This is a genomic window from Rhizobium viscosum, assembly GCF_014873945.1.
GTDB classification, from domain to species: Bacteria; Pseudomonadota; Alphaproteobacteria; order Rhizobiales; family Rhizobiaceae; genus Rhizobium; species Rhizobium viscosum.
Map to the genome: position 1 here is coordinate 1,707,256 of NZ_JADBEC010000002.1, position 26,217 is coordinate 1,733,472.

General features: G+C 59.1%; 24 protein-coding genes and 3 pseudogenes. 12 read left to right on the forward strand and 15 right to left on the reverse strand.

Annotated elements, in window-relative coordinates; translation table 11 throughout:
• Positions 1-93: 93 nt before the first annotated feature.
• From H4W29_RS28710 to H4W29_RS28725, 5 genes are all read right to left on the reverse strand, one after another.
• Positions 94-708: a hypothetical protein gene (locus H4W29_RS28710; protein ID WP_192732178.1), complete on the reverse strand. Its 615-nt coding sequence runs from the start codon at positions 706-708 to the stop codon at positions 94-96.
• A gap of 98 nt (positions 709-806) precedes the next feature.
• Entirely contained in the window at positions 807-1,205 is a 399-nt protein-coding gene (locus H4W29_RS28715; RefSeq protein WP_192732179.1) for a hypothetical protein, read from the reverse strand.
• Between the two features lie 66 nt (positions 1,206-1,271).
• The gene (locus H4W29_RS28720; protein WP_192732180.1) at positions 1,272-1,805 is read right to left on the reverse strand and encodes a hypothetical protein; all 534 of its coding nucleotides are present in this window, start codon (positions 1,803-1,805) and stop codon (positions 1,272-1,274) included.
• Positions 1,806-1,908: 103 nt separating this feature from the next.
• Positions 1,909-2,121, reverse strand: a complete 213-nt coding sequence (locus H4W29_RS34875; RefSeq protein WP_376776596.1) for a DUF6719 family protein — start codon at positions 2,119-2,121, stop codon at positions 1,909-1,911.
• Between the two features lie 49 nt (positions 2,122-2,170).
• Positions 2,171-2,434 carry a DUF982 domain-containing protein gene (locus tag H4W29_RS28725; RefSeq protein WP_192732181.1) on the reverse strand — a complete coding sequence of 88 codons (264 nt, stop codon included), beginning with the start codon at positions 2,432-2,434 and terminating at the stop codon, positions 2,171-2,173.
• A 915-nt stretch (positions 2,435-3,349) separates the two neighbouring features.
• Between H4W29_RS28725 and H4W29_RS34580 the strand changes: the two are divergent.
• Positions 3,350-3,457, forward strand: a pseudogene (locus tag H4W29_RS34580) (VOC family protein); the annotation flags it as partial.
• A gap of 211 nt (positions 3,458-3,668) precedes the next feature.
• Here H4W29_RS34580 and H4W29_RS28735 read toward each other — a convergent pair.
• Complete coding sequence (locus H4W29_RS28735; RefSeq protein WP_246517496.1) at positions 3,669-4,724, reverse strand: Fic family protein; 1,056 nt, start codon at positions 4,722-4,724, stop codon at positions 3,669-3,671.
• Between the two features lie 289 nt (positions 4,725-5,013).
• Between H4W29_RS28735 and H4W29_RS28740 the strand changes: the two are divergent.
• Positions 5,014-5,337: pseudogene (locus tag H4W29_RS28740) on the forward strand (LysR substrate-binding domain-containing protein); the annotation flags it as partial.
• A gap of 134 nt (positions 5,338-5,471) precedes the next feature.
• Here the strand turns inward: H4W29_RS28740 and H4W29_RS28745 are convergent.
• The 5 genes from H4W29_RS28745 to H4W29_RS28765 are packed head-to-tail and all read right to left on the reverse strand — an operon-like array spanning position 5,472 to position 9,430.
• Positions 5,472-6,848 carry an aldehyde dehydrogenase family protein gene (locus H4W29_RS28745; protein ID WP_192732183.1) on the reverse strand — a complete coding sequence of 459 codons (1,377 nt, stop codon included), beginning with the start codon at positions 6,846-6,848 and terminating at the stop codon, positions 5,472-5,474.
• A gap of 18 nt (positions 6,849-6,866) precedes the next feature.
• On the reverse strand, positions 6,867-7,169 hold the full coding sequence (locus tag H4W29_RS28750) for a putative quinol monooxygenase (RefSeq protein ID WP_192730574.1): 303 nt from the start codon (positions 7,167-7,169) through the stop codon (positions 6,867-6,869).
• Between the two features lie 28 nt (positions 7,170-7,197).
• The gene (locus H4W29_RS28755; RefSeq protein ID WP_192732184.1) at positions 7,198-7,881 is read right to left on the reverse strand and encodes a type 1 glutamine amidotransferase domain-containing protein; all 684 of its coding nucleotides are present in this window, start codon (positions 7,879-7,881) and stop codon (positions 7,198-7,200) included.
• Between the two features lie 49 nt (positions 7,882-7,930).
• Positions 7,931-8,986, reverse strand: coding sequence for an NAD(P)-dependent alcohol dehydrogenase (locus H4W29_RS28760; protein ID WP_192732185.1), 1,056 nt, complete (start codon positions 8,984-8,986; stop codon positions 7,931-7,933).
• 12 nt (positions 8,987-8,998) lie between these two features.
• Positions 8,999-9,430, reverse strand: a complete 432-nt coding sequence (locus H4W29_RS28765) for a GlcG/HbpS family heme-binding protein (RefSeq protein WP_192732186.1) — start codon at positions 9,428-9,430, stop codon at positions 8,999-9,001.
• Positions 9,431-9,744: 314 nt separating this feature from the next.
• Here H4W29_RS28765 and H4W29_RS28770 point away from each other — a divergent pair, with 314 nt between their 5' ends.
• The 9 genes and pseudogenes from H4W29_RS28770 (at position 9,745) to H4W29_RS28810 (ending at position 21,889) form a co-directional block, all read left to right on the forward strand.
• Positions 9,745-12,576 (forward strand): ATP-binding protein, encoded by a 2,832-nt coding sequence (locus H4W29_RS28770; RefSeq protein WP_192732187.1) that lies wholly within the window; start codon positions 9,745-9,747, stop codon positions 12,574-12,576.
• Positions 12,577-13,160: 584 nt separating this feature from the next.
• Positions 13,161-13,358: pseudogene (locus H4W29_RS28775) on the forward strand (hypothetical protein); the annotation flags it as partial.
• Between the two features lie 16 nt (positions 13,359-13,374).
• Entirely contained in the window at positions 13,375-14,292 is a 918-nt protein-coding gene (locus H4W29_RS28780; protein ID WP_192732188.1) for a LysR family transcriptional regulator, read from the forward strand.
• A gap of 358 nt (positions 14,293-14,650) precedes the next feature.
• A complete protein-coding gene (locus tag H4W29_RS28785) occupies positions 14,651-15,691 on the forward strand; it encodes a glutamine synthetase beta-grasp domain-containing protein (protein WP_113322021.1) in 1,041 nt (346 codons plus the stop codon).
• 37 nt (positions 15,692-15,728) lie between these two features.
• On the forward strand, positions 15,729-15,926 hold the full coding sequence (locus tag H4W29_RS28790) for a DUF3311 domain-containing protein (protein WP_192732189.1): 198 nt from the start codon (positions 15,729-15,731) through the stop codon (positions 15,924-15,926).
• A complete protein-coding gene (gene mctP / locus H4W29_RS28795) occupies positions 15,916-17,409 on the forward strand; it encodes a monocarboxylate uptake permease MctP (protein ID WP_192732190.1) in 1,494 nt (497 codons plus the stop codon). The genes H4W29_RS28790 and mctP overlap by 11 nt, the downstream gene beginning before the upstream one ends.
• A 232-nt stretch (positions 17,410-17,641) precedes the next feature.
• A complete protein-coding gene (locus H4W29_RS28800) occupies positions 17,642-18,400 on the forward strand; it encodes a response regulator (protein ID WP_192732191.1) in 759 nt (252 codons plus the stop codon).
• On the forward strand, positions 18,397-19,419 hold the full coding sequence (locus H4W29_RS28805; protein WP_192732192.1) for a cytochrome-c peroxidase: 1,023 nt from the start codon (positions 18,397-18,399) through the stop codon (positions 19,417-19,419). The genes H4W29_RS28800 and H4W29_RS28805 overlap by 4 nt, the downstream gene beginning before the upstream one ends.
• Positions 19,397-21,889 (forward strand): DAHL domain-containing protein, encoded by a 2,493-nt coding sequence (locus H4W29_RS28810; RefSeq protein WP_192732193.1) that lies wholly within the window; start codon positions 19,397-19,399, stop codon positions 21,887-21,889. Before H4W29_RS28805 ends, H4W29_RS28810 begins: the two co-directional genes overlap by 23 nt.
• A 61-nt stretch (positions 21,890-21,950) precedes the next feature.
• Here H4W29_RS28810 and H4W29_RS28815 read toward each other — a convergent pair whose 3' ends face one another.
• The 3 genes from H4W29_RS28815 to H4W29_RS28825 form a co-directional block, all read right to left on the reverse strand.
• Complete coding sequence (locus tag H4W29_RS28815; RefSeq protein ID WP_192732194.1) at positions 21,951-22,775, reverse strand: GNAT family N-acetyltransferase; 825 nt, start codon at positions 22,773-22,775, stop codon at positions 21,951-21,953.
• 184 nt (positions 22,776-22,959) lie between these two features.
• Complete coding sequence (locus H4W29_RS28820; RefSeq protein WP_192732195.1) at positions 22,960-23,814, reverse strand: response regulator; 855 nt, start codon at positions 23,812-23,814, stop codon at positions 22,960-22,962.
• Positions 23,815-23,848: 34 nt separating this feature from the next.
• Entirely contained in the window at positions 23,849-24,259 is a 411-nt protein-coding gene (locus H4W29_RS28825) for a cupin domain-containing protein (protein WP_312872438.1), read from the reverse strand.
• A gap of 56 nt (positions 24,260-24,315) precedes the next feature.
• Between H4W29_RS28825 and H4W29_RS28830 the strand changes: the two genes are divergently transcribed.
• Positions 24,316-25,236, forward strand: a complete 921-nt coding sequence (locus H4W29_RS28830) for a winged helix-turn-helix domain-containing protein (RefSeq protein WP_192732196.1) — start codon at positions 24,316-24,318, stop codon at positions 25,234-25,236.
• Positions 25,237-25,281: 45 nt separating this feature from the next.
• On the opposite strand, the gene H4W29_RS28835 is transcribed toward H4W29_RS28830, so the two are convergent.
• A complete protein-coding gene (locus H4W29_RS28835) occupies positions 25,282-26,016 on the reverse strand; it encodes a winged helix-turn-helix domain-containing protein (RefSeq protein WP_192732197.1) in 735 nt (244 codons plus the stop codon).
• Positions 26,017-26,217: the final 201 nt, after the last annotated feature.

A 26,217-nucleotide genomic window follows, 5' to 3' on the forward strand; every position in this document is an offset into this window, starting at 1 on the left:
ACCAACGGGACAGGTATGGATCACCAAACTGGCTGTCAATGACAATCAAGCTCCTGTCTGCTTTGGGCCGAAAGCCGCCCCACCGCCCCAACATCATTCGGCGGCTTTACCCAAACCCAACTCCTCGTCTGTCGGGAGCTGATGTCCGATAGGCGCGGATGGTGGGCAAAAGGCAGGCCTCGGGGCATTATCGATGAGGACCACATACTGCTCGAACGTCGGTATCAGCTTGTATTTGACCGCAAGATTATAGCATGTGTCGAGGGCGCTCTTGCCCATGAAGCATTTGTTTACAGACCTGACTTTCTCCGCAGCGCCAGGCTCGTAGTATCCGCCCATTAGATCCATCAGCGGGTCTGCCACCATCCCGTGTTTGCGCAGCTCTTCAGAAAATGATTTGCGGGCATAGAGCATCAAGGCAATGGAGTTGTGCGCAGCATACCACCCAAGCCCGTCTCTGGTTGCCGGGAAGTACGATGGAGGATAAAGACCTCCAAAAAATTGACCCGCCAATCTTTCCAACGCAGCGTCATTTCCCTGGCGGGCATCTTTCCATAGTTCCCGCCAGACCTGATCGCACTTTCCTTCCGTGTACAGCTTCAAAAGACGTTGTTCCTGCGTGGCAACGGCTGGCGCTGGCAGCTGAATGAGGCACGATGCAAGCGAGAGAATTGCAAGGAGCTTTCTTGTCGCTCGGGTATTTCGCATCACGTGTCTCCATCGCAAGTGTTTGGGACTGTTCAGAGGGAAGAAAGCGGCCGAATCGTGCCGGTCAGTCCACAGCCCCATCATCATCTGTGCGCGGTTTATTCCCGCTCGGGACTGTACAGCTTGCCGAGCATCTCGGTCACGATCACCGCTGCAGCCTGGTTGGGCAGTGGCTTGTGACCGAGCAGCGCATGGATGAAATCGATAGGATCGGCAAAGCCGAATGCGCTCTGCATCTGGTCTAGGTTGGCCTGCAAGATGGCAAAGACGGTCGCACGGCCGGACAGTGACAGCCGTGGCTCATGGCCGCCGTCGCTCTCGAAATAGGGTGGACCGGCCTTCTCATCGCCTGGCGCAATCCGGTCCAGCTGGTGGCGAACAGCATCGCGGACGAACTTGGAAATGCCTTTCTCACCGACGATCTGCGACACGCGTGCGTTGTCGTTGGGATCGAGGTTGAGATTGGTTCTCTGGACTTTGAGCGGCAGTCTACCCATGCCGGCAAGGTGCGGGGATTCGGCTTGTCCGAAGGTTACGCGTAATAAGCTGCGCAAAGCGCCGGCCTATCGTCTGCTGCTGAGGCTTCGGCTGGCGATGCCATAAAGAATTAGCAGAGAAAACGACGCCATCCACCCGCACCACATGCTAGCAAACCAGGCGGCCGCGAAATCCAAAGGACCGAACAAGCTTACACCGACCTCACACTTTGTGTTTGAACATTGTGAAGGCGCAAACGCCACGGCGTAAGTTCCGATCGCTCCGACCGCTAAGCCGCCGATTGCTCCCAGGAACAACTGTATATCTGAATATTCTGGATTGCCGATCTCGACACGTTGTCTTCTGATCAGCGTTAAGCTCCAGAACACAGTCGGAACTACGGTTCCTGTCGCCGCCAGGGTCATCGACAACGGCGTTCTGATGAAGAGCATTGGGACTATGTTGCCGTATAAATACGAGAGGACGATGATACTTGTCATTGGTGCAAGCATCCATCCTTTCGGCTTGTTTTTCTCGTGAAGCCAAGCCCATACGGAGCCGATGGCGAAAAGTACCGGCACCGGTGGGAAATGCCAGTTCGACACCAAAAAATTCAGCAACCTAATCCCCTGCGTCACGTTGGGGCGACGATTACGCTAAGTTGAAATCCGAAGCTAGCCCCACCACCCCATCACCGAGCGGACGGCGGGAGCAGCGCATTGCTCAACGAAACTTTGGTACGCATTCCACTTCATTGGATTGACCAAAGCCGCCGCCCGTGACGAGCTTCATCTCCGAGGGTGGGCATGAATCGTCCGTGACGATTACCTGTTGCCCTTGCCTGAGAGCGCCCTTGTCGGGAACCTTGTCAACAAGCGGGGGGCCGCAACCGACGAGTGCGGATAGACACAATATGAGTAGCGCACCACGCGTCATTAGTTCTCGAACTCGCGATTGCCTGGTGAGTAATATGGCCGCGGATGTTTCAATGAATTGAGGCGACTGCGCCGACACCGGCTTCACTAGCTGCTCGAAGGATCGCACTTCTCAGCTCGTCGCTGCTGGCTTTCCCGGTCATAACGTCGAGACACGCTTTCACCGCGGTTAGAAATTCCTCGCCATCATCTGATGGCCACTCCTTGATCAAAGCGTTGGCAGCCTCAAGAGCAGTGCGAACTATCAGCCGGCGGCCTGGATCCTCGAAGATGAGGATGACCTTATCGAATTCGGTCGACATGTCGATTTTCATAACGCAGTAACTCCACAAGACGCCTGCCTAACTCGTTTCGCGCGAAAAGCTAAACGTGAGGGTGCAGACTGTCGCGTGAAAACCGCGTGACATGTGCCGGCGGTCACAGCGTCGCGCTCCTATTCCGCTGCTGATTGAAAAGGGTGCCTCCCGGTCAGGGGAAGGCACCCTTTTCTTGTCGACTCTGAAGGCGCCGACAGGAAAGAAATTAGCGGACGGGCTGCAGTCTGCAATCGGACCAAAGTCCGACGCCCGTTTATTCGCCGCTTTCGGCCAGCGCTATATCCGACGTTACGCTGGCCGAGGCGCGATGCCTACCCCGTGGTAACCAGCCATGCTCGGCGCACGGCTAGACTGGGGCAGCAGGCAGCCGAAAGATAAGCGCAAAATGTCGGAGAAATCGACAAAAGAAGCCCGCCGAAGCGGACAGTAGGAAGTGGAAAGGAGAGGGCCGCACGACCGAGGCGATTGAAGGGGTCTGGCGGGCTGCACATCGGCCGCGCGGTCCACATGCTCACAACTGACGACGACGCCAAAGGTTCCGATCAGTCCTTTGCCCCTTGGGAAATTATATAGAGTCCCGGTTTCCAATATGGAGGGATCAGATGATGGAGGCAGAGGCCCGATCCCTCGTGCTGACCGGGCCTCCTCGGTTGCCACCTCGGGGTTGAGGGTGGCGGGGTCGAGTACGCCCATCATCCTCTATCGTCAATCACCAGTCGCTCATCAATTTGGGTGGCCTATTTATATGCCGGAGCCCGCGCTCCGGTTGAAATGACCTGCATAGAAAAGGGCAAGGATTTGGCACTAGCGGATGATGTTTCTGTTGATTTCCACTGAGAGCTGACCCGGCACGGCCTGATATTTCCATTGAGAGTGGAAACGCCGGGTCAGCTCTCAGCGGAAATCACCAGCACGGCAATAGAAAGCCCGCCTGCGGAGCGTCCAAACGGGGCATTCGTTGCATACCTTCGCGACCCTGACGGAAACAAGCTGACTGCACGGTCTCACGCGACGAAATGAGATAGGCGCGCGTAGCGCCTAGTGCGCAGTGTGATCAATGGGTAGCGTTGATGACAACGAGTTTGCCGTTCTTGCCGTACCTCGTGAACTCTGCAGCCTGGTATTCGCCACGTAGCGGAGCAATACCATAAGGTTAGATGAGACCTGTTTAGGTCGCTGGTTCAGGTCCTTTCAAGAGCACCCCATTCAGATGGGCCTGAGATCGGATTCATCAGGAAAGACCGTACCAGGCGCCGCGGCCAGCACCGTGCAGGATGAGGTGCCCTTGATCCACAAGTGCCTTGAGATGATCCTTGATGGTGTGACGGCTTGCATCGGTGATCCGGGCTGCCTCCGCGACCGTAATCCGCCCGTGCTCGCGCGCCAACTCGAGCAATGTGATGGATAATTCCGGCATGTCGGCAAGGATAATACGCTCGCGCTCCATTTTCTTCTCAAGCCGGGTCTTCTGCCGATGCAGGGCTCTCAAAAAGAACTCGATCCAGGGATTCCAGTCGGGCTCCGCGCTGCGGATCGTTCCCTGCGTGCGCCGAAGCGAGAGGTAATAGCTCTCCTTGCTTCGCTCGATGATGCTTTCGAGCGAGCTGTAGGGGACGTAAGCGTAGCCGGCCCGCAGAAGCAGCAAGGTGGTCAGAATACGCGATAGGCGGCCATTGCCATCCTGGAATGGATGGATTTCGAGGAAGACGACAACGAAGATCGCGACGACCAAAAGTGGATGGAGCCGTTTTTCTCGCCCTTGCTCATCCAGCCAGGCGATCAGTTCTTGCATTCGACGCGGCGTATCGAACGGCGATGCCGTTTCGAAAACAATGCCGAGGCTGTCGCCCTGTTCGTTAAACGCTTCCACGTTGTTGGAGAGGGTTTTGTAGGCGCCGCGATGCCGCTCGTCCTTTGTCGAATGCGCAAGAAGGTCGCGGTGGAGTTGACGGATATGATTCTCGGTGAACGAAATAGCTTCGTAAGCACTGAAGATGGTCTCCATCACCTCCGCATAGCCGGCAACCTCTTGCTCGTCGCGTGTCGTAAATGACCCCAGGCGAATGTTTACCAGCAGCTTTTCGACCTCTCGGTCGGTGAGGCGTGCGCCTTCAATACGTGTGGAGGAACCGACGCTTTCGATCGTGGCGACACGCCGGAGGCTGGACAGCCGCTCAGGCGCAATCCGGCCGATCGCACGCCAAGCACCTTTGAATTCGTCGATTTCGGCGATCAGCGACAGGATTTCGGGCGTGATCCGGACGGTCGCCGTGTTTAGATATTCCATTCTTCCATCCATTCCCATCCAATTCCTGAGACACTTTCATGCACTATTCATCCATCCATTTCCATCCAATTTCCACGAAATAGTTTGTCAGATCTGTTCGTTGATCGCGAGCACGATGACTGGCCAGTCTCCACTCGAGCGGATTCAGACCTTGCAGCGAGAAGAGAAGATGTACGAGGACGACAGCTATCAAAAATGCCAGCCGGTCCTCCTATGTCATTGGCAAGGCGCTCGCGGCCGAAAACGAGTACTGGCTTTCCAAGCCTCTGACGTCTCTAAGAGCTCGGATGCGTTGCGCTTCTTCTCGATTGCCCATGAGCGCTATCTGCTGGCGGTGGCCAAAGAGAGCCCGCTGTCATTGAAGAGCGAGATCGATCTTGAGGATCTGAGGGACGAGAAGATCATCTCGTTCTCCCGTCAGAACCTCTCCTATAGCGAGCGGTATTTTGCGGAAAAGTTCGAGGAGCACGATCTGACGGACAATGTCACCTATAGCTGCGACGATACCTTCTCGCTGGTGTCGCTGGTCTCAGCCGGCCTTGGCATCGGCTTCGTGCCGGAATGGACGCAGGATCTGCCGAACCGCGGCTTCGAACTGAAGAAGGTGAGGGGAGACAACAGACAGGTACCTCGTCAAGGGCAATCTCCGGTCCGTCGCTTGATGAGGGTGTCGATTCGGGTGCAAATTCAGTTGGCGTGGTGTCAAGAGATTCAGGGACGCGGGCTAACGTCGCAAAAACATCCCAATCACTGCTTGAAGACGATCATTTTCTCCGCCGTCATCTCACGGGCGGTATAGGGAATGCCACCGACCCCATAGCCGGATGCCCTCCTTCCGGCGAACGGCATCCAATCGGTGCGGAAGGCGCTGTGATCATTGACCATGACCGCCGAAGCGTCGAGACGTTCGGCTGCTTCGAGCGCGACGGCGAGATCACGCGTGAAGATACTGCTTTGAAATGCGACAGGCAGTGAATTTGCCTCGCGGATGGCATCATTGAGATCGGTAAAACCGAAAATGCAGGTGACTGGGCCAAAGACCTCCTCGCGCGAGACCTTCGATGTCCTGGGCGGATCGACGAGAATTGCCGGCGCCAGCGTGGTGTCGCTGAGGCGTCCGCCTCCGATCAGGCGGGCACCCCCTGACGCGGCTTCCTCAAGCCAGGTGGCGACCCGTTCGGCCTCGGCTGGTGCGATCAGGGGACCGACCTCGGTCTCGGCAAGGCGGGGGTCACCGACGCGCAGGCGCCCAACGCGCTCGGCGAACCGTTCGACGAAGGCATCCTTTAGCGCTTCGTGGACGTAGATCCGCTGGACCGAGACACAGACCTGACCCGCATGATAGTAGCCGCCCTTCGCGAGAGGTTCGATGACCGTGTCGATATCGGCGCTGCGGTCGATGATCACCGGCGCCACGCCGCCGTGCTCGAGAGCGCAGCGAGTTCCAGGCGCCAAATTTGCGCGCAGATGCCAGCCGACCGCGGCTGAGCCGATGAAGCTCAGGAAGGCCACTCTCGGATCGCTCGCGAAGGCGCCCGACAGATCGCGGCTCTCGGGGAGCAGGCTCTGAACCCAGCCTTCCGGCATGCCGGCTTCATGGACGAGCTTTATAAGTTCCAGACAGGAAAGCGGTGTCGCCGCCGCGGGCTTGACGATCACCGGGCAGCCTGTGGCGATCGCCGGCGCAACCTGATGCACGATGAGGTTCAGGGGGTGGTTGAACGCCGAGATTGCGGCAACTACGCCGATGGGCTCCAGGATCGTCCAGGCGCGCCGCCCCTCGCTGGCTGGAGTCAGCCCCATCGGTATCTCGGCGCCGCCGCGGGTGCGAAGCAGTTCGGCGGCGTTGCGTATCCCGTCGATGGCGCGGTCGGTTTCAACGAGCGCATCGGTGTAGGGCTTGCCGCCTTCGCGTGCGATGCGCATCGCGAAAGCCTCGCGCTGCTGCACGACCAGATCCGCAAGCCGATGCAGCACAGCCATACGCTGGTGCGGCTTCAGCCAGCCGCTCCGATCTTCAAAGCGCTCGCGAGCGACGGTCAGCTTGCGTTCGAGCGCTGCAGCATCATCCGTCGGCAAATCGGCGATATGTTCGCGATCATAGGCTTGCACGACCTCAAGCATGGGACCCTCCAGACCCGGTTACTCTTCCAGCGCGACAGGTTCGAGAATGCGCGCAGAGCGATCCGCCAACGCGGGAACTCTGGCGAGATAGGCCTGGTAGTGCGGCGTTCGGCGGTGCGCTTCGGTCGCCTCGGCGTCACGATAAAGCTCGTCGAGCACGTAGCACTCAGGCATTTCGGTATCTCGCCAGACATCCCAGCGCAGATTGCCCGGTTCAGCCCGACAATGCGGCGCCATGTCGAGCAGCAACCCGCGCAGTTCTTCGGCTTTGCCGGGATGGGCGGTCAGGCTGGCCGTGATTTTCACCAATGACTGTGACATGGTGGTTCTCCCGTTTAACGTTGCCGCTTCAGGCTGGAGCGGCAACGTCCCGCAGGGCCGCGAGCAGTTTCTTCCCAAGTTCAGCTGCCGAGGCGGGATTCTGGCCGGTGATCAGGCGCCCGTCGGCAACGACATGCGGCTGCCAGTTGGCAACCGACGAATATTCCGCGCCCTCGGCTCTCAGCGCGTCCTCAAGCTCGTAGGGCACGTCCTCACGGGCATAGTCGTATTCTTCCTTTTTCGAGAAGGATGTGATCCTTTTGCCGTGCACGAACGGTGTGCCGTCTCCGAGGTCGACGCCAAGCAGAGCGCAGGGTCCGTGGCAAACGGCGGTCACGAGCTTGCCGGTCGTCCAGGCGCGCACGATTGCCCGCTGGACCTCCGCGTTGCGCTGTATGTCGACCATAGGTCCGAGGCCGCCGGGCACGAGAATGGCATCGTAGTCAGCGGCGTCAACCTCGCAGAGTTTGCGGCTGCGATTGAGCCGGCGAAAAGCCTTGCTTTCGAAGAACGCCTTCTGGGCAGGGTCGTTGTCATCATAGGCGTCGTAAGGTGTCCATCCGCCGGCGGGTGAAGCGAACTCCACCGCGATGCCGGCGGCGTCAAGCACCTCGAACGGATGCGCGATCTCCGCGAAGAAGAAGCCGGTCTTTCGGCTTTTCGGACCGATCACGGCGGCGTTCGTGACGATAAACAGGACATGCTGCGTCATGGTTGTCTCCTAGATATCGAGTTAGATACTATTCTCGCGTCCAATGCCGTCAGAAGGTGACGACTGCACGCCCGATGATTTTATTATCCCGCAAGAGGTCGATATATTCATTGATATCGTTGAACGAGATCGTCTTGATCGTGTGCTGGATCTTGCCTTCTGCAGCGAGTGCCATGACCTCAATGAGATCGGCGTTGTTTCCCCAGAACGAGCCGTGAAAAGTCTGCTCGCCGTGGACGCGTGGGAACAGAGGAACGTTGATCCGGTCGCCAATGAAGCCGACATCGGCGTAATGCCCGCTGATCGCTAGGCGTGAGAAGGCGAGCTGCATCATCTCGGTCGCACCGGCGCAGTCGATGATCGCGTCGAACTTGTCCTGTCCGGTCGCCTTTTTAAGCTCCTTTCCGACCTCCTCGGAGGACTTGCCTTCGATCGCGATGATGTGGTCGGCACCATATTTCTTCGCGACCTGGAGTTTCTCCTCGTTTCTGGCGACGGCGACGACGGGACCGCCTGCGCCCAGCAGCTTGGCATATTGGACGGCGTAGGCGCCAAGGCCACCGATGCCGAAGACACCGATCACCCGGTCCGGGCCGAGCCCGCCGGCATCGCGAATCTTTTTGAGCCCGCGATAGGGGGTCAGACCGGCGTCGGTCAGTGGTGCGAGCTGCTCGAACTTGAGGTGCTTGGCGACCTTGATCGCATAACGGGCCGGTACCGGGATATACTCGGCAAAGCCGCCATAGGTGCCAAAGCCTGGCCAGCGGACATTGGGGCAGATGTGCGTGTTGCCGACCTGGCAATGCTTGCAAACGCCATCACCCCAGCCGGGTGACACCACGACATGGTCACCTTCCTGCAGTCCTGCAGCCTTGGCCACGACACCGCCGACCTTCTCGACCGTGCCCGTTATCTCGTGACCAGGAATGACGGGCGGCGGAATATCGCCATAGCCCTGGAAGAAGCCATCGATCAGCAGCACGTCCGAGCGGCACATGCCGCAGGCGGCGACTTTCACGAGAACCTCGTCGGGTTGAATGTCCGGAACCTTGATGTCCTCGAGGACGAGGGGCTTCTTGTATTCAAGAATGCGCGCAGCTCTCATCACTGGCCTCCTTCAGGCTTTTGGATTTGTTGCCATCACGGCGGCCGCCGCCTCGGCGACCGCAATGTCCTGTTCGACCGAACCGGCGCTGGTGCCGACGGCACCGACGATCTGATTGTCGATGGTGACGGGCAGACCTCCGCCAAAGATCACGACGTGGCCGGCATTGCTCTGCTCAATCCCGAACAGCGGCGCTCCAGGCTGTGCCAGTTCAGCGAGATATTCGGTCGTCTTGTTGAACATCCGTGCGGTCTTCGCCTTGCCGATGGCGAGATCGATGCTTCCTTCGAGAGCGCCATCCTGACGCGCGAACGCGATCAACGCGCCGCCGACGTCGACCACAGCGATGTTGTAGGGAATGCCGAGACTGGCCGCCTTTGCTTCTGCCGCGTCAAGCATCCGCTTGGCGTCCGACAATGTCAGTGTGCTCAGCGCGCGGGGCATGGCGGGCTCCTCGATCACTCCGGGTCCAGGGCGCGAGCAGCCATGGCCAACAACGACCACCCGAAGCTCGAACCTGCTGAATAAGGCAAACCTGTGCGAGCGCTTGGGATCTCGATCACCCGGTCAGCCCGCTACCTTGATATCACCGCAGCACCGGAATGGCTGGTTAAAAGATGTGAATCTGCTGGTATAAGGCTATCGGGACAGGACCAACCCTGAAATCCGTTCGATGGCCGCCGTCGTCCAGCCGCGCATCTGCGAGGCACCGCGCTCTCAAAGTGCAGCCGCGAAAGGGGGAAATGGAAGAGGCAGATATGATCGATGCCACGACATATTGCTTCGGCAACTGCCGTTTCACGCCAGCTCGCCAGTCGCTGCTCTGCGGCGATATCCCGATACGTCTTGGATCGCGCGCAATGGATCTGCTTCATGCGCTCGTACGCCAGCCTGGGCAGGTCGTCAAAAAAAGCGAACTTTTTGAAGCGGCGTGGCCCAATCTGTTCGTCGACGAAAGCAATCTCAAGGTCAACATCGCCGCTCTGCGCCGTGCGCTGCAGACAAGCGGCGTCGACGTTCCCTGCATAGCCACCGTCCCGGGCCGGGGGTATCGCTTCGTTGCACCGCTGACGGTGCTGGGTCCACGGGAGGCAACGCTTCCCGCGTCGATCAAGGAGATTGACGGGGCGCTGCCGCCGTCAAAGCCGCTCGTCGGGCGCGCTGATGCGTTGGCGGCGATTGTCGAGGCGTTGCAGCAGACCCGATTGCTCACGGTGGTCGGACCTGCCGGCGTCGGCAAGACAAGCATCGCTATCGCAGCCGCAAGAGCGATCGCCAACGGAGAGGACCAAGCCGTGTGCTTCGTTGACCTGGCCGCGATCGAGAAAGGGCAGTTCGTCGCCCTGGCCGTCAGTCGTGCGCTCGGCATCGTAGGCAACCCGATCGATGACGTGGAAGGTCTCGTCGACGCGCTGCGAGGCAAGAACCAGCTTCTCGTTCTTGACAATTGCGAGCATGTCCTGGCGGCCGTCGCCGGCATAGCAGATCAACTGAACCATGCGTTGCACGGATTGAATATCATCGTGACAAGCCGCGAGCCGTTAAGATGCAGGTTCGAAACTGTCCATCGGCTTCCGCCGCTTCAGTGTCCGCCCGCAGATGCGATTCTCGATGCCGGGTCGGCAATGGCCTTTTCGGCGATCGAGTTGCTGGTTCGGCGCGCGGAGGCACATGGCTATCGATTGGAGGATGCGGATGTCCCGGCGCTCGCGAGTTTGGGCCGGCGTCTCGACGGTATTGCGCTGGCGATCGAACTGGCGGCTCCGCAACTCAAGGAATCCGGTCCCGCGGGGCTGCTGCAAATGCTTGAACGTGACTTCGAAGCGCTGGCATCACGCGGAGATGGCATGTCCCGACACAAGACGCTGACGGCGACGCTCAGCTGGAGTTACCGGCTGTTTTCGGAGAGCGAGGCGCGGCTGCTCCGTCATCTTTCCGTTTTCGGCGGCACCTTTGCGCTCGATGATGCCATCGACGCCTTCGGATATCTGGCGGATGAGCAGGATGTCACCGCATGGCTGGAAGCCCTCGCGGCCAAATCCATGGTGTCGGTCAACTACACGGGGAGGCGTCGCCGATACCGGTTGCTCGACAGTACACGAGCTTTCGCCAACGAACGGCTGGTTGCGCAGGGCGAGCAACAGGCCGCGATGATCGCGTATGGCCGCTTCATTCTCGCGTTATTCGAAAGAGCAGAGGAGGAATGGACGTGGCGACCGCGCGAAGACTGGATGGCGCTCTATGGCGGCTGGAGCGCGGACCTCCGCCGCATGATCGATTGGGCCTATCGCGTGGAAGGACAGGCCGAACTTGCGGTGCGGCTGACCGTTGCTGCCTTGCCGTTCTGGGTAGAATTCTCGACGATGGCGGAAAGCGGGTCACGCGTCGAAAAGGCCCTGTCGGCGCTGGACGACCTGTCCGGTGATCACCTCCTGCTCCGTATGAAGCTGGTCGCCGCACATGGCTGGAATCTGTGTTATCGCTATCCTTTCGGTGACGAACTCGAGGCAACTTGGAAGAGGGGTTTCAAGCTCGCTTTAGAAGCTGGAAGCGTGGAACATTGTCTTCGCACCAAGATCGGCCTGGCAATGGTCCAGACCGCCATGGGCTTTCATCAAAGGGCGTTTGAGACGATTGCCGATCTCCGCCGCTTCATGGAGTCGATAGACGATTATTCCGCGGCTCCCAATGCCGATCGAGAGTTGTTTACCTGCGAATTCTATCAAGGGAACATCAAATCCGGGCATGCGGGTCTCGAGCGCTTGGCGCGCGAGCACGCGACTTTCGGCAATCGTGGTCAGACCTCGAGGTTCCAGATCGACAGGTTCGTCAATTTCCGAAATCATCTTTCGTTGTCCACTTGGGTGGTCGGCCAGCATCGGCGTGCACTTGAGATTGCGGAGGAAGCACTGAACGCCGCGCTGACGTTGAACCACGACTTGTCTTGCGCGCATTCGCTTGCAGTCGCGGCCACGCCCATAGCCTTGCTATGTGGGCGAATTGATTTAGCGCAGGAGCGAGCATTGATGCTGGCCGAGCGCCTGAAGACCCGCCAGATCGATACCTGGCCGCCGTTTGCCCGCTTTCATCAGGCAGCGATCGACGCTGCGCGCGGAGACGTGGAGGCGATCCAGCGGTTGAGGGAAGCAATCGCCGCCATTCGCGACTGCAATTTTCTGATCCATTTACCTCTGCGGTATGTGATGCTCGCTCATGCGGCGCTTTCGCATGATAAAGTCGTGGTTGCTCGCAGGAGCATCGATGAGGGCATGAACTACAGTCGGCAGCGTGGAGACCGATGGTGCGACGCCGAGTTTCTGCATCTTCGCGGCTTGGTGTGCTGGCGGGATGGAGATGAAAACGGCGCGATGCGACACCTTCAGGATGCGATAGACCTGGGTCGTGAGAGTGGCGCTCTCGGTTTTGCACTGCGCGCCGCAACGAGCCGCGTCAAGCTTGCGAACGAGATCGGCAACCCCGCACGGCCCCTGGCAGAGCTGAAGGAGATCAGCGATCGCTGCGACAGCAGCGGCAGCACGGATATTGCCGCCGCGCATGATGCGCTGATGTCAGGTCATGCTCAAACGTGAATAGTCCAGCCAATGGAAATGTTCAACTTTCTGCCGCCGACGCCATCGATACTGTCGAAGCCGACCGGACGATCAAGACCAGAGCCGGCACCACGGAAATAAACCCGACGACGACGATTGCGAGCTGGAGTGCGCTGTCGGCTCCCTGCATTCGTCCGGTGATACCTGGCACGAGGGTTGGCCCCGATCGCCAAGCTCGCGGCAGATTTGCGAAATTGGGGCAACTCCGGCGAGCGGTTATCGCAATCTGTAATCCGAGTCGTGCCGCCTCCCAATGCGGCTCTCGCCTTCACTTTGGACTGCACGTCATGTCACTATCGGTGCTGACGCAAACCTCACGCTCAAGTCCCCGGGCGTTTTTCTAGCCCAATTTACCTTGTTTAACCACCCAAGTGCCGCCTGCGATGATAAATAAGCTTCACGCCACGATGGCGAGAGCGCAGCTCAGGCATACCGGCGGCAATATCTACGTCAGAAAGACCAGGATCGAAGGCGTGACTATTCCGTTGGTCAGGTCGAGGACGCCTGCGTGCTTCGAGACGATCGAAGTTTCGATCGAGAAAGGCGAGCAAGACCATGCCACGCTGGACGCTTCAGCTGTGATGGTGAACGATCACAGTGCGTTGCGTACCGACTGGATGCCGTTCGCCGGCCGGCGCGCGTCGGGCTACGGCGGCGGCATCCCCTATACGGCCGCTGAGATGAGCGCGGAAAAGATGGTCGTCTATCAAGAGATAGGGCCGGTCGGTCGACCACGATATTCGATATCGGCAGCCCAGTGACCGAAGGTGCCAGGACATGAATCTTGCCGCATGGCATTATCTGATCAGGGTGGCAGAGCAGGGGAGTCTCTCGAATGCGGCCGCCGTGCTCGGCGTCACACAGTCGGCGCTCAGCCGATCTGTTCGAGACATGGAAGCGGAGCTCGATGTGCCGATCTTCCACCGGAACGGCCGGGGCGTCAGCCTCACCGAAGATGGCAAGATTGTTCTTGAGGCCGCTCGGTCTGTCGCCGCAATCGTATCCGACCTTTGTTCGACGCTTGAGGCGAACAACGGGACAGATACCAAGGAGATCACGGTTGGCCTATTGCCATCGACCGCGAAGCTTCTTGCCGTACCGCTAATGACGAAATTGCGGGAGGATTTTCCCGGTACACGTATGCAGATCGTCGAAGGGTCGACCGGGCATCTCGTAGAATGGCTGACCGATGGACGACTTGATCTTGCCGTCACCAACGTGAGCACGGCGATCCGCCGTTTCAATCCCGAGCCGGTCGTTTCACATAATCTCCACCTCGCCGCAGCCCGTGACGGCCCGCAGCTTGGTCCTCGAATACCATTCCGGGAGTTGGCGTCCTATCCGCTGGTCATTCAGAGTCGAAGTCACTCGACACGCAGGGAAATCGATCATATCGCTGCCGAGCAGGGAGTAAGGCTGAATATCGCTGTCGAAGCAGACAGCCTGACCGCAATTTCGCAGCTGGTATCGGGAGGCCTTGCCTACGGATTGATCCCGCATTTCGCGGTCGATCTCCACACGATGCAGAGCGCAATGGTTATCGAGCCAAGCATCGAGCGTACGATCTGTCTGGCAACACCGGTTGCCGGGGCGAGAGGCAAGGGCCTTCGCCACATGATCTCCTGCTTCCGGACCGAAATCAGAGACGTCTACAAGCAATTTGCCGAACAGGCGGGAGATGGGCTCGGCTCTTGAGCCTCAGGTTTCGGAAAAGCTCGGCGGCCTGCGTCGAGCGGACTTTTCGCATCGAAGCCGCCTGAACATCGTCTGGCTCATATCTGATATGAGCAGAACGCCACGCCGATCTCCTCTAAGGGCAAAGCATCGCGACAGCGATCGTCAACCCCGCCGGGATCAAGTCCATGCGCTTTTCAAAATCTCTGCCGTTTTCCGCGCCGTGCTGCCTAGCACAGGCCGCCATGCGACCCGCTGCGGGCCTCGGGTCGATTGTTACACCAGTAAGCATTCTTCCGGCGCCGCGGGAAAATCCAGAAATCCGAACCTTCTAGTCAAGCGACGCCCTGCTTCAGTGGGCTTTTTTCGAGGACGATAGATGACAAAGTATAAGCTCGAGTATATTTGGCTCGATGGGTACACCCCGGTACCGAACCTGCGTGGCAAGACGCAGATCAAGGAATTCGATAGTTTCCCGACGCTCGAACAGCTCCCGCTCTGGGGCTTCGATGGTTCGTCGACGATGCAGGCTGAAGGCCGCAGTTCTGACTGCGTGCTGAAGCCCGTCGCCATCTATCCCGATCCGGCCCGCACGAACGGCGTGCTCGTCATGTGCGAAGTCATGATGCCGGATGGGGTCACGCCGCATGCAAGCAACGCCCGTGCGACCATCCTCGATGACGAAGATGCCTGGTTCGGCTTCGAACAGGAATATTTCTTCTACGAAAACGGCCGTCCGCTCGGCTTCCCGGAAAGCGGCTATCCGGCTCCGCAGGGCCCGTATTATACCGGCGTCGGCTATTCGAACGTTGGTTCGGTTGCCCGCGAAATCGTTGAAGAGCACCTAGACCTCTGCCTCGCTGCCGGCATCAACCACGAAGGCATCAATGCCGAAGTGGCCAAGGGCCAGTGGGAATTCCAGATTTTCGGCAAGGGCTCCAAGAAGGCCGCCGACCAGATCTGGATGGCACGCTACCTCCTGCAGCGCCTGACCGAGAAGTACGGCATCGACATCGAGTATCACTGCAAGCCGCTCGGCGACACCGACTGGAATGGTTCGGGCATGCATTGCAACTTCTCGACCAAGTTCATGCGCGAAGTTGGCGGCAAGGCCTATTTCGAAGCGCTGATGGCGCAGTTCGACAAGAACCTGATGGACCACATCAACGTTTACGGCCCCGACAACGACAAGCGTCTGACCGGCAAGCACGAGACGGCACCGTGGAACAAGTTCTCCTACGGTGTTGCTGACCGTGGCGCCTCGATCCGCGTTCCGCACTCCTTCGTCAAGAACGACTACAAGGGCTACCTCGAAGATCGCCGCCCGAACTCCCAGGGCGACCCCTACCAGATCGCTTCGCAGGTTCTGAAGACCATCTCGGAAGTCCCGACCTCCGGCTTCGCTTCGGCTGCAGCCTAATCGCCGCCAAGCTGGCCCCTTCTAAAGGTACTGACCAATGAACAAAACGTTTGGAACGGCGGCCCGCTGGCTGCTCGTCCTCCCCTATATCGGCCTACTCTGGCCGCCCTTCTACAATAGCCGCGAGCCGGCGCTCTTCGGCTTTCCCTTCTTCTACTGGTATCAACTGCTCTGGGTGCCGATCACCGCAGTGCTGATCTGGATCGCCTACAGGAGCGTGCGCGATGGGGAGTGACATCAACGTAACGGCGCTCTCCGTCTTCATCTTCTTCTTCGTCCTGGTCACGATCATGGGCTTTATCGCCGCCCGCTGGCGCAAGCCCGAAACGCTTGCCCATATCGACGAATGGGGTCTCGGCGGCCGCTCGTTCGGCACATGGATCACCTGGTTCCTCGTCGGCGGCGATTTCTACACCGCCTACACGGTCATCGCCGTGCCGGCGCTCGTCTATACGGTCGGCGCCTACGGTTTCTTCGCGCTGCCCTATACGATCATCGTCTATCCCTTCGTCTTCATGGTCATGCCGGTGCTCTGGAAGCGGGCGAAGGAGTTCGGCTATGTGACCGCTGCTGACGTCGTCCACGGCCAGTACGGTTCACGCGGGCTGGAACTGGCGGTCGCCGTCACCGGCGTCATCGCCACCATGCCCTATATCGCCCTGCAGCTCGTCGGCATGACGGCAGTCTTGAAGGCGCTCGGCCTGCATGGCGAATTGCCGCTTGCCATCGCCTTCATCGTGCTGGCGCTCTACACCTATTCCGCCGGCCTGCGCGCACCGGCGCTGATCGCCTTCGTCAAGGACATCATGATCTATATCGTGGTGATTGCCGCTGTGGCACTGATCCCCTCGAAGCTCGGCGGCTACGCCAATGTCTTCAATGCCACCGATGCCGCCTTCCAGGCCAAGGGCTCGGGAAGCCTGCTGCTCGGCCCCCACCAGTATGTCGCCTATGCGACGCTGGCGCTGGGCTCGGCGCTCGCCGCCTTCATGTATCCGCATACGCTGACGGGCATCTTCGCCTCCAACAGCGGCCGGACAATCCGCAAGAATGCCGTCCTCCTGCCGGCCTATACGCTGCTGCTCGGCCTCTTGGCGCTGCTCGGCTACATGGGCCATGCGGCCGGCTTGAAGCTCGACAGCGCCAATGACGTCGTGCCGGTCTTGTTCAAGACACTGTTCTCGGGTTGGTTCTCCGGCTTCGCCTTTGCGGCGATTGCGATCGGCGCCCTGGTGCCGGCGGCTGTCATGAGCATCGGCGCTGCCAATCTCTTCACCCGCAATTTCTGGAAGGCTTACGTCGATCCCGCCGTGTCTCCGGCGGGCGAGGCGAAAGTCGCAAAGATCACGTCGCTCATCGTCAAGGTCGGCGCGCTGCTCGTCATCCTCTTCCTGCCGACGCAGTTTGCCCTCGACCTGCAGCTGCTCGGCGGCATCTGGATCCTGCAGACGCTGCCGGCCCTGGTCTTCGGCCTCTATACCGGCTGGTTCCGGGCGCCGGGCCTGCTCACCGGCTGGTTCGTCGGCTTCTTCGGCGGCACCTACCTCGTCTGGGACGCGGGCTGGAAGCCACTGCACGCGGTGACCATCGGCGGCGCGAGTTTCACCGTCTATACCGGGCTTCTGGCCCTTGCGGCGAACATCGTCGTCGCCGTTATCGTCAATCTGCTGGCACCGGCAAGGTCGGCAAGGAAAGCGCCGATGTCGTACCGCTGGTGAGCACACGACAGGACGTTGTCATGCTTCATCGGCAGGTAGGCTCATTCACACGCCTGCCGATATCGGCGCTTTTTTGCGCGCTTGACCGGGTGCGACGAGCCAGTGGCTCGCGAGGAAGATCCGGAATCCCAGAACAAGGTTCCTTCGAACGGGCACCCGACGTCTGTGAAGCCTTTGGCAGATTGTCCCTCAACGCCGGGAAGACTTGGCGGAGGCAATGGGAGAGATTGACATGGAAGAGCCTGACACCATTGCCGAGAGCGATAATCCGGCGCCGGGAAGGCAGAAGCACATTCTAATCGTCGACGATGATCGCGATATGCGAGACATGTTATCGGACTATCTGGGAAACCACTTCGAGGTTTCGACCGCAACCGACGGCCGGGACGCGAAGTGGATGGTTGCGCACCGGCTGATCGACCTTGCGGTCGTGGATCTCAATCTCGGTCGCGAGGACGGCCTGCAGGTGGTACGGGACCTGTCGAGCCAGGCCATACCCGTCATCATCATAACCGGAAATCGAGTTGACGAAGCCGATAAGGTCCTGGGCTTGGAGATCGGCGCCGTCGATTATCTGACAAAGCCGGTCCCGATGCGAGAATTCCTTGCCAGGATCCGCTCCCGGCTTCGCCGGCGTGAATCGAGAAAAGCTGTCCGCGGCGTCTCGTACTGCTTTGCCGGCTTTGAACTCCATCAGCGAGAGCGATCGTTCCGCCGGACAGGGGCAGATGAGATCAAGCTGTCGATCGGCGAATTCAACATCCTTTCGGCCTTCCTGCGTGCGCCGAGGCAGGTGCTCTCGCGTGAGCACCTCCTGAATGAAAGCAGGCTGAGGAGTGAGGACGTCTTCGACCGCAGCATTGACGTCCTGATTTTGAGGTTGCGCCGAAAGATCGAGCAAAACCCCGCGCAGCCATGCCTGATCAAGACGATCCGCAATAAGGGCTATGTGCTCGACGCAGACGTGACGGAACAGGATTATCTTACGTGAGAACAACCGTCGAACGCCTTACGATCGGTGTGATAGCCACCTGCGCCCTCATCCTGCTTGCCTTTGCCGGATACAGATCTGGTGCAGCCGACGACCTGACGGACGTGCCAGGCGCTGACATCAACGAGCCGATCCTGCCGATTGCAGCAATTACGGGTCTCGACGGGAGAAAAGTCGAGCTGGGGGCACAGCTGTTCTCCGACAAGCTCCTGTCGTCGCGGAGGATGTTTTCCTGCCTGTCGTGCCACGACCTGTCGATGGGCGGAACCGTTCGTTCGCCGCGCACGACCGGCTATAACGGGCGGATGCACCGTTTCAACGCCCCCTCAATCTTCAATGTGGGGCTGAATTATCGTCTGGGCTGGAGAGGCAATTTTACCTCCCTCGAGGCACAGAACGAAGCAGTCCTGCTGGACCGAAATTTGATGGCGATCACCTGGCCGGAGCTGATTTCCCGTCTGAGGGCGCATACAGACTATGCTGACGCCTTCCGGCGAGCCTATCAACGATCGATCCGCCGAGAGGACGTTCTCGATGCGCTTGCGACCTACGAGCGTTCGCTGGTGACGCCGGATGCGCCGTTCGATCGCTATCTGCGCGGCGATGGCAAGGCCCTGATGCAAAATGCCAAAAACGGCTTTCGTCTCTTCAAGACGCTCGGTTGCGCATCCTGCCACCAGGGCATGAATGTCGGTGGCAACGTGTTCCAGAAGTTCGGCATCTTCCAGGACACAGTGTCGGACAGGAAGACGATGGATGAGGGAGATCTTGGTCGTTGGACGATCACGCATGACGAGGCGGACATCGGCGTCTTTCGCGTTCCGAGCCTAAGGAACGTCGCGCTTACCGCACCCTACTTTCACGACGGACGCGTGGCATCGCTCTATGACGCGGTCAAGCTCATGGGGCGCATGCAGCTCGGCCAGGACGTATCAGACCCCGACGCTGCAGACATCGTCGAATTCCTGAAGAGCCTCACCGGAAAATTTGACGGACATGCGCTCGAACCCGCCGACTGAATATCTTGTTGTCTTTCTGCTTTTTGTCGGATCCCTGATTGCTGCCGTCATCGCTTCGGCGCATGGAGGGGACAATGGCGATCACCAGAATGTCCTGATGAGCTTTCGCCAGCTGCATGTCGACCAGGCCTCGCTGCAACGGGACGTCCTGCAGATTAGGGCGGGACTTCTGGACAATTACGATTCGCTCACGCGCTCTGTCGTCGGCCTGCACCGCGACCTCGAGGGCCTCAAACACGAAATTGAGCGTTTCGATACCGATCGGGACGGATTGCTCCGTCGAAATATCGACGACCTGAGCAAATCCATTCAATCGGAAGAGATTGCCGTCGAGGAGTTCAAGACCAGGAATGCCTTGCTTCGGAACTCATCCAGGATACTCAGTCACCTCCTGACAAAGGGCATGCAAGACGACCCAGCGCAAGACCGTCGAGTGGTCGACCGCTTCGATGGACTGATCAAACTCCTGATGCGATTTGCAGATGAGCCTCGCCCGGAACTTGCCGCCTTGCTGCGACTGAAATTTTCTGCCTTGATGCGCTCGCCCGACGCGCTCTCTCATGCCTTGTCGAGGCATGGCCAGATGATCCTCGTCACGCGTCCGAAGGTGGATTTGGCGATTGACGGTATCCAGCGCTCGATTGTACCGGCCTTCATCGACCAGTTCGAGCAACGCTATCTGGAAGCTTATATGCTAGCGAGCCGCTACGCCAATGAAGCAAGGCTCGCCCTGGCCGCAATTGCGCTTGTCCTGTGCGTGTTCGTCGCCGCTTTGCTGCGGCGATTGCGGATTCGCTCGCAGGGGCTCGCCGAACAACTCGCATTCGAAACCACGGCAAACCGGGCGAAATCAATCCTGGGGAGTACGGCTCCCGACGATTTCTCTCAGGACCTGAAAGCGGCGCTGAACGTCTTCTCGACCTTCTTCGAAGCGGACGAATTCGTGCTGTCAGTTTTAAATATTCAGACCGCGGAGGAAGAGGAACTCTACGAAACGAGACGAGGAGACGGTCTTCGAAGCGACGGTCTGATCGCGCGGGCGCTCCTGCATCTGTCGCGTGGCAGGCCGGCTCATTCGGCAAGCCACGCTGCGATCCTGACGGAATGCGATGACGCGATAGGCAAGATTGCGATCGGATCCGTGATGCGGGAGGCGGCAGCCGGTCCCATCGCATGCGTTCTTGTCCTGTCCTACCTGGACGGGCTTCCAAAGCTGACGCGACACAAGAAGCTGCTCCTCCTGTCCGCCGCCGGCGTTGTCATGGACGCGATCCGGCTGAACCGGGCGCGCAGCGACAAGGTCGCGCTCGAGCAGCGGCTCGAGCATGCCAAGCGCCTTGAGGCAATCGGCACTCTTGCGGGCGGGGTCGCGCACGAATTCAACAATTGTCTTGGTGCCGTGCTCGGATATGGTGAAATGCTCCTGCAATCGATCCGTCGCCGATCGAAGGCGTCCAGATATGCCGAAGAGATCATCGGCACATGTCATCGCGGCTTGTTCATCACCGACCAGATCCTGTCTTTCAGCCGCAAGCGCGAAAGAAAATTTCTGCCGTTCGATCTCCGCCACGCCGTCCGGGACAATATTGCCGATCTAAAAATCGCGCTGCCGACGGACTGCAGGCTCGAGCTTCACGTCGGTGACGCGCCGCTCGTCGTTCGCGCTCATCCGCTTGAGATACAGCAGATATTGATGAACCTTTGCAAAAACGCGCTCGAAGCATCGGAGGCGGACGGAACATGCGTCGTCACGTTGGAAAAATATGAGACTGCGGCGCGCCAATCGCTATCGCATGGCGAAATTGCAGGGGGGGCCTATGCCATGATCGGTGTCGCCGATGCCGGACCAGGGATCGCGTCTCATCTGCTCGATCACATATTCGAGCCTTTTTTCACGACAAAGAGCCTGCGCGGAGGAACCGGTCTCGGCCTTGCCGCGGTCCATGGCAGCGTCGCAGCGCTGTCTGGCCAGATCAATGTGAAGACCGAGGTCGGGCGTGGAACACGGTTCGACATCTATCTTCCGCTGGTCGACGAGAACCCGGTGCCTTTGCCGGCATTTCTCGAGGATATGGTCGTGCTTCGGGGCGCGGGCGAGCCCGTCGCGATTATCGATGCTGATGACGAGCGCCGCGCCAATTGGGAGGACCATGTGGCGGCATTCGGCTACGAGCCTGCCGGATTTGCAAACGCAGACGCGCTCCTCTCTTGGGCTGGGGCAGTGGGCGCGCCGGATCTGGTTATCGTCGACATGGAAACCTGTCCACCGGATGACTATCGGCGCTTGCAGCAGTACCTGCCCGGCACCGTCCTGCTCCCGATTAGCGAGGGCGACACAACCTGTGGCGTCGATAAAAACGTTTGCCTTCGACCGATCGGCGCCCGGGAACTTTCGCAACTCCTTCACCGCAAATTGGCAGAGCGAACCGACAACTTGGATAAAGAGAAATCCGAGACGCTGAACCGCTAGCGGATGGTCAAGGCATGGAAGGTCGTGACGTGACTGCGCCACGACCTTCCGCGGTCTCAGTCTATTGCGACATCTGGAAATTCAGCCGGTGATAGGCTTCGAGAAAACCGTTGCGCCGGAAGTTGTCGCGGGACGTGTGTTTGCCGCCGGATTTCTCTGGCCGCCCAGTTTCAGCCGTCAGGTAAAGGGCTCCCATCCGGCGGGCGATCCTGACGCGATTTTGGATCATCGCCGTCTGGACGCCCCGGCGTCGCGCATGTTCGAGCGTCCCGTCAATGCCGAGCCATGCCCAGCGATCCTTGGTGAAGAGTGCACAGGAGCCCACTGCCTCGTCGTCCAAAATGGCGACCATGACCGTCCAGTTCGGTCGACCAACGAGAGCCGCAAACCAGCTGCCCGTCTCACGAGGCAGTCCGAAGGCGCCGACGACAAGTTCGCCGTAGCGCGAAGGATCGGGATCCAGCACGAAGGTCAGGTTTTCGGGCTCCGGCAAGGCTCCGTCGCCGTGGAAGGCCAGGTTCTTGACGAGCTTCGACCATCCGTTGCCTGACGGTGCGAAACGCTGCTGTGTTGCCCAGGCCCTAAGATCACTCGTCATAGAGTTGTCAGCCAGCTGGAACGCGAACTCCCTCGCCGCATTGGCCTTGAGCCATCGAACGGCCTCGAAGGGCTCGAACTGGCTTGTGTCATCGAGCATGAAGGACCGGTTGAACTCGTGGATCGGAATTTCCGGTGAAGCCAGAACCGGAATGGTTCCAAACAGCTCGGAACGAAGCTTGAACGTCTTCCTGACAGCCATGGGCGCGGCGTCGTAGAGGTCTAACCATGCCTCCCGTTCGATCCATTCGACGGTCGACGGCAGGGGACTGCTTGAAGGTTTCGCCAAAGTTTTCTTCCTTTTTGATATTGCAAGCATGGAGGCTCCCCGCAGCCCAAGGCATGGACGGTGACGCTCGAAGATTCGCTCGGGAACCACGAGCGGTCAGGGCAACGGTCGTAAGGTCATGCCATCGGAGACCAGATTGTGACCGAAGCCGGCCGGGTCTTGAATGAACCGGGACCGCATTCAATCAGGGGAAAGATGCCGTAGGGGCGACTTCTTTTTCAATTTCAGAGGCCAGCATGCGAGACTGCATGACGGACTGTTGAACGGACGGCGCGAAACAATAGCCCACCCCGCGTTCGGTTTCGATCATCGGGGCTGCCTGGCCATCGCCACGAAGCTTCCGACGCAGGCGGTTGACGACAACGTCGATGGATCGTTCATCGAGCCTGTCTGCGCCTGCGTCCCGGCCACGCGACAGCTGATCACGTGACAGGATCGTTTGCGGGGATTGCAAGAATGTCGAAAGCACGCGAAACTCATTCGGTGTCAGAGGGCACCGAACGCCTGCCGGATCATGAAGCGATCGAAGACGCATGTTCAGCGACCACCCCGAAAATCGGAAGATCCGCTCCGGCTTGCGTTCGATCTCGGGCAGCGGGCGCCTCAGACAGACCCCAATCCTAGCAATGAATTCTCGAAGACCAAAGGGCTTTTCGATGTAATCGTCGGCCCCGAACTCCAGTCCGATCGCCTTGTCGGCTTCTTCGATCCGCTCGCCGGTTATGATGACGACAGGTATCGTTTCCATGCGAGCGACGTGCTTGACGATGTCCATTCCATCTTCGCCATCAAGGTTGAGATCGACGACGACAAGGTCGACATTGCCATTGCCGAGAAGGCGATCCAGCTCGGCCCCCGTTTTGCATGCGGATGGGCGAAAGCCCGATTCTACGAGACATTCACACAGCAATTCACCGATCGCAGGATCGTCGTCGACGATGACAATGTGTTTCTTCATGGTGGTCGATTTGGATTGGTGAGAAGGGCAGCGAGGGTGACCGGACGGGAATCGTCGGCGCGCTCGTTTCTGTACCGGCAAAATCCGGCGGATCTGGGGTCAGCGGCGAACACCGTTACGGTTTCACCTCTGTCGTCTGCGCTCCGGCCGGTGCCTGATCGATGACGAGAAGCTTCAGGGGCTCCAATCCGGGATTTAAGCCGGTATGCCAGGTAGACACGGATTCGATGATGAAATCGCCCGCCTTGAAAAACAGGGACTTGCCGGATTCGAGGTTCTTGACCGTCAAGGTGCCCGAAAGGACATAGCCGTAGCGGGGATAAGCGTGACGGTGAACGGGCAGCGAGGCTCCCGGCTCGATCGTGAAAATCGACGCCGCGACTTCGACTGGACCTTGCGGCAGACGCACGGGTTGATCGGCGATCGTCTGCGATGAACGGATGATTTGTTCTACCGATGCGGCCGAGCCTGCAAGGGCGGCGGTTGATATGGTCAGCGATAATCCAACAGCCATGAATAAACGCACGATTTACTCCCTCATTCTGGAACGTGGGAATGATCGCCTGGTGACGTGTCCTTGCGGTGTTGTTTTCGATCTTAATGGTTTCAGGTGCAACATCCGGCCTTCAAGCCTTGCAGTTGATGTTGCATTGCAGTATTCGGTACCCCGTCGTACCAACGGGTACGCCGCTCGTTCCGGAAGAAGAAATTCTGATAGCAAGTGCGACCATGGCTTTTGAAAGCGTCAAGGCCTTATTCCCCTCTGAAAGAGACGCAGTTCCATATCGGGCCAGCAAGACGAGGCAGAATATTCTGGTTGTCTCAGCCGATGCGGTCGAATGCCAGCAGCTGCGCAATCTGCTTTTGCAGCACGGCTTTGATGCTGTGGCGAGCGACAATCTTGTCGAGGTTAAAGCTCTGGCGAACCTCAATCTCATCGATCTCGTCATCATCGATCTCAATGTCGGAACCGAACTGGGTCTGGAGCTCCTCGGATCGATGGCGCCCGTCTTCCCGGTCGTCCTCCTTGGAGACGAACGCATCAGCGAGATCGAAAAGGTCGAGGGGCTCGAACATGGAGCGGAAGACTTCATCTCGAAACCTTTCGGCAAGTGCGAATTTGTCGCCCGTTTGCGCGTAAGCCTGCGACCGCAGGCGCAGCGCCCCAAGGCCAGTCGCCTGTACTCCTTTGCCAACCTTTCCTTGCGCACGAATGCGCGAAGGGTGCGGACCGCCTCCGGCAAGGACATCAGCCTCAGCGCCACCGAATATAACATGCTTGTGGCTTTCCTTGATCATCCGCAGACTATTCTATCGCGCGACGACCTGATCCGCGCCACGAGACGTCACGCCGGTGAGTTGGCAGGCCGGAGTGTCGATGTTTTGATCGTCAGGCTGCGCAGGAAGATCGAGATGGACGGTCAAATTCTTATCAGGACCATTAGAGGTCGGGGCTACGAGTTTGCGGCCGATGTGCAGGTCGTGGTGGGACGGGCCTCGTGACGGGCTGGTGCCCCCGATTGGAATCGGATCGGGGGCTCCGAGCGTTCAGAGCAATGCGCGGAGGTCCTCGTCTCCGGCGATCGGCTCGACAGTGCTCTCGAAGGCGTAACCGAAACCGCGGATCGTCCTGATGATCTCCGCACGGCCGCCCATTGCCACGAGCCGTTCGCGCAACCGAGATACGAGGCTGTCGATACTACGATCGCTGAGGTCCAGGTCTTCCGCGCTTACCACTTCGAGCAATTCCTCCCTAGTGATTGCCGCGTGATTGTTCAGCATGAAATGCATGAGGAGAGTACATTCCTTCCTTGGCAGTCGCGCGGATGATCGTGCGGTCAGCAGCTCCCTCGACTGAGTGTCCAATCCGAATTTGTCAAAACGGTAATTCTGCGGCCGCATCCGCGCACGCACGATGATATTGCGTCGAACACGTGCGCGCACCCGTGCTAGCAGCACCCGGTCGCAGTATGGCGAGGCTAAGCAGTCCGAAGCACCCGATTCCAAGATTTTGAGCGCCTCAATGTCGCTCAGCACCCGGTCAGACACGACGATGATCGGACAGGTCACCTGCGGGCAGACGTAGGAGACATAGCGGGCGACTTCGCTGGCATCGGCACCGAGCGAAAGCAAGATCGCGTCTGCCGCCCGATATGGCGCTGTGTCGGAATCAAAAGTCATCGGCGCACGCACCGACAAACTAACCAGATGACGTTCAAAAAACCGCGTCACCTCGGCCGCTCTCTCTAGATCGCGTTCCTCAAAAAGGATCTTCTGCATCATATTTTCAATATCTGAAGGAATAAGTCCCTCATCTCACCCGACTCATTCGGACCTGTCTCCCGCAGGCTGAGCATCCTGAAAATATCTATCCGCTAACCGATGCCATGAAAACCGTCTGGAGCAAGGTTGTCCGACAGCGATAGGCCCCGTCTTGAATGCCTGACAGTGCTCTGCGACCAGATTTGCGGGACATCGGCGACG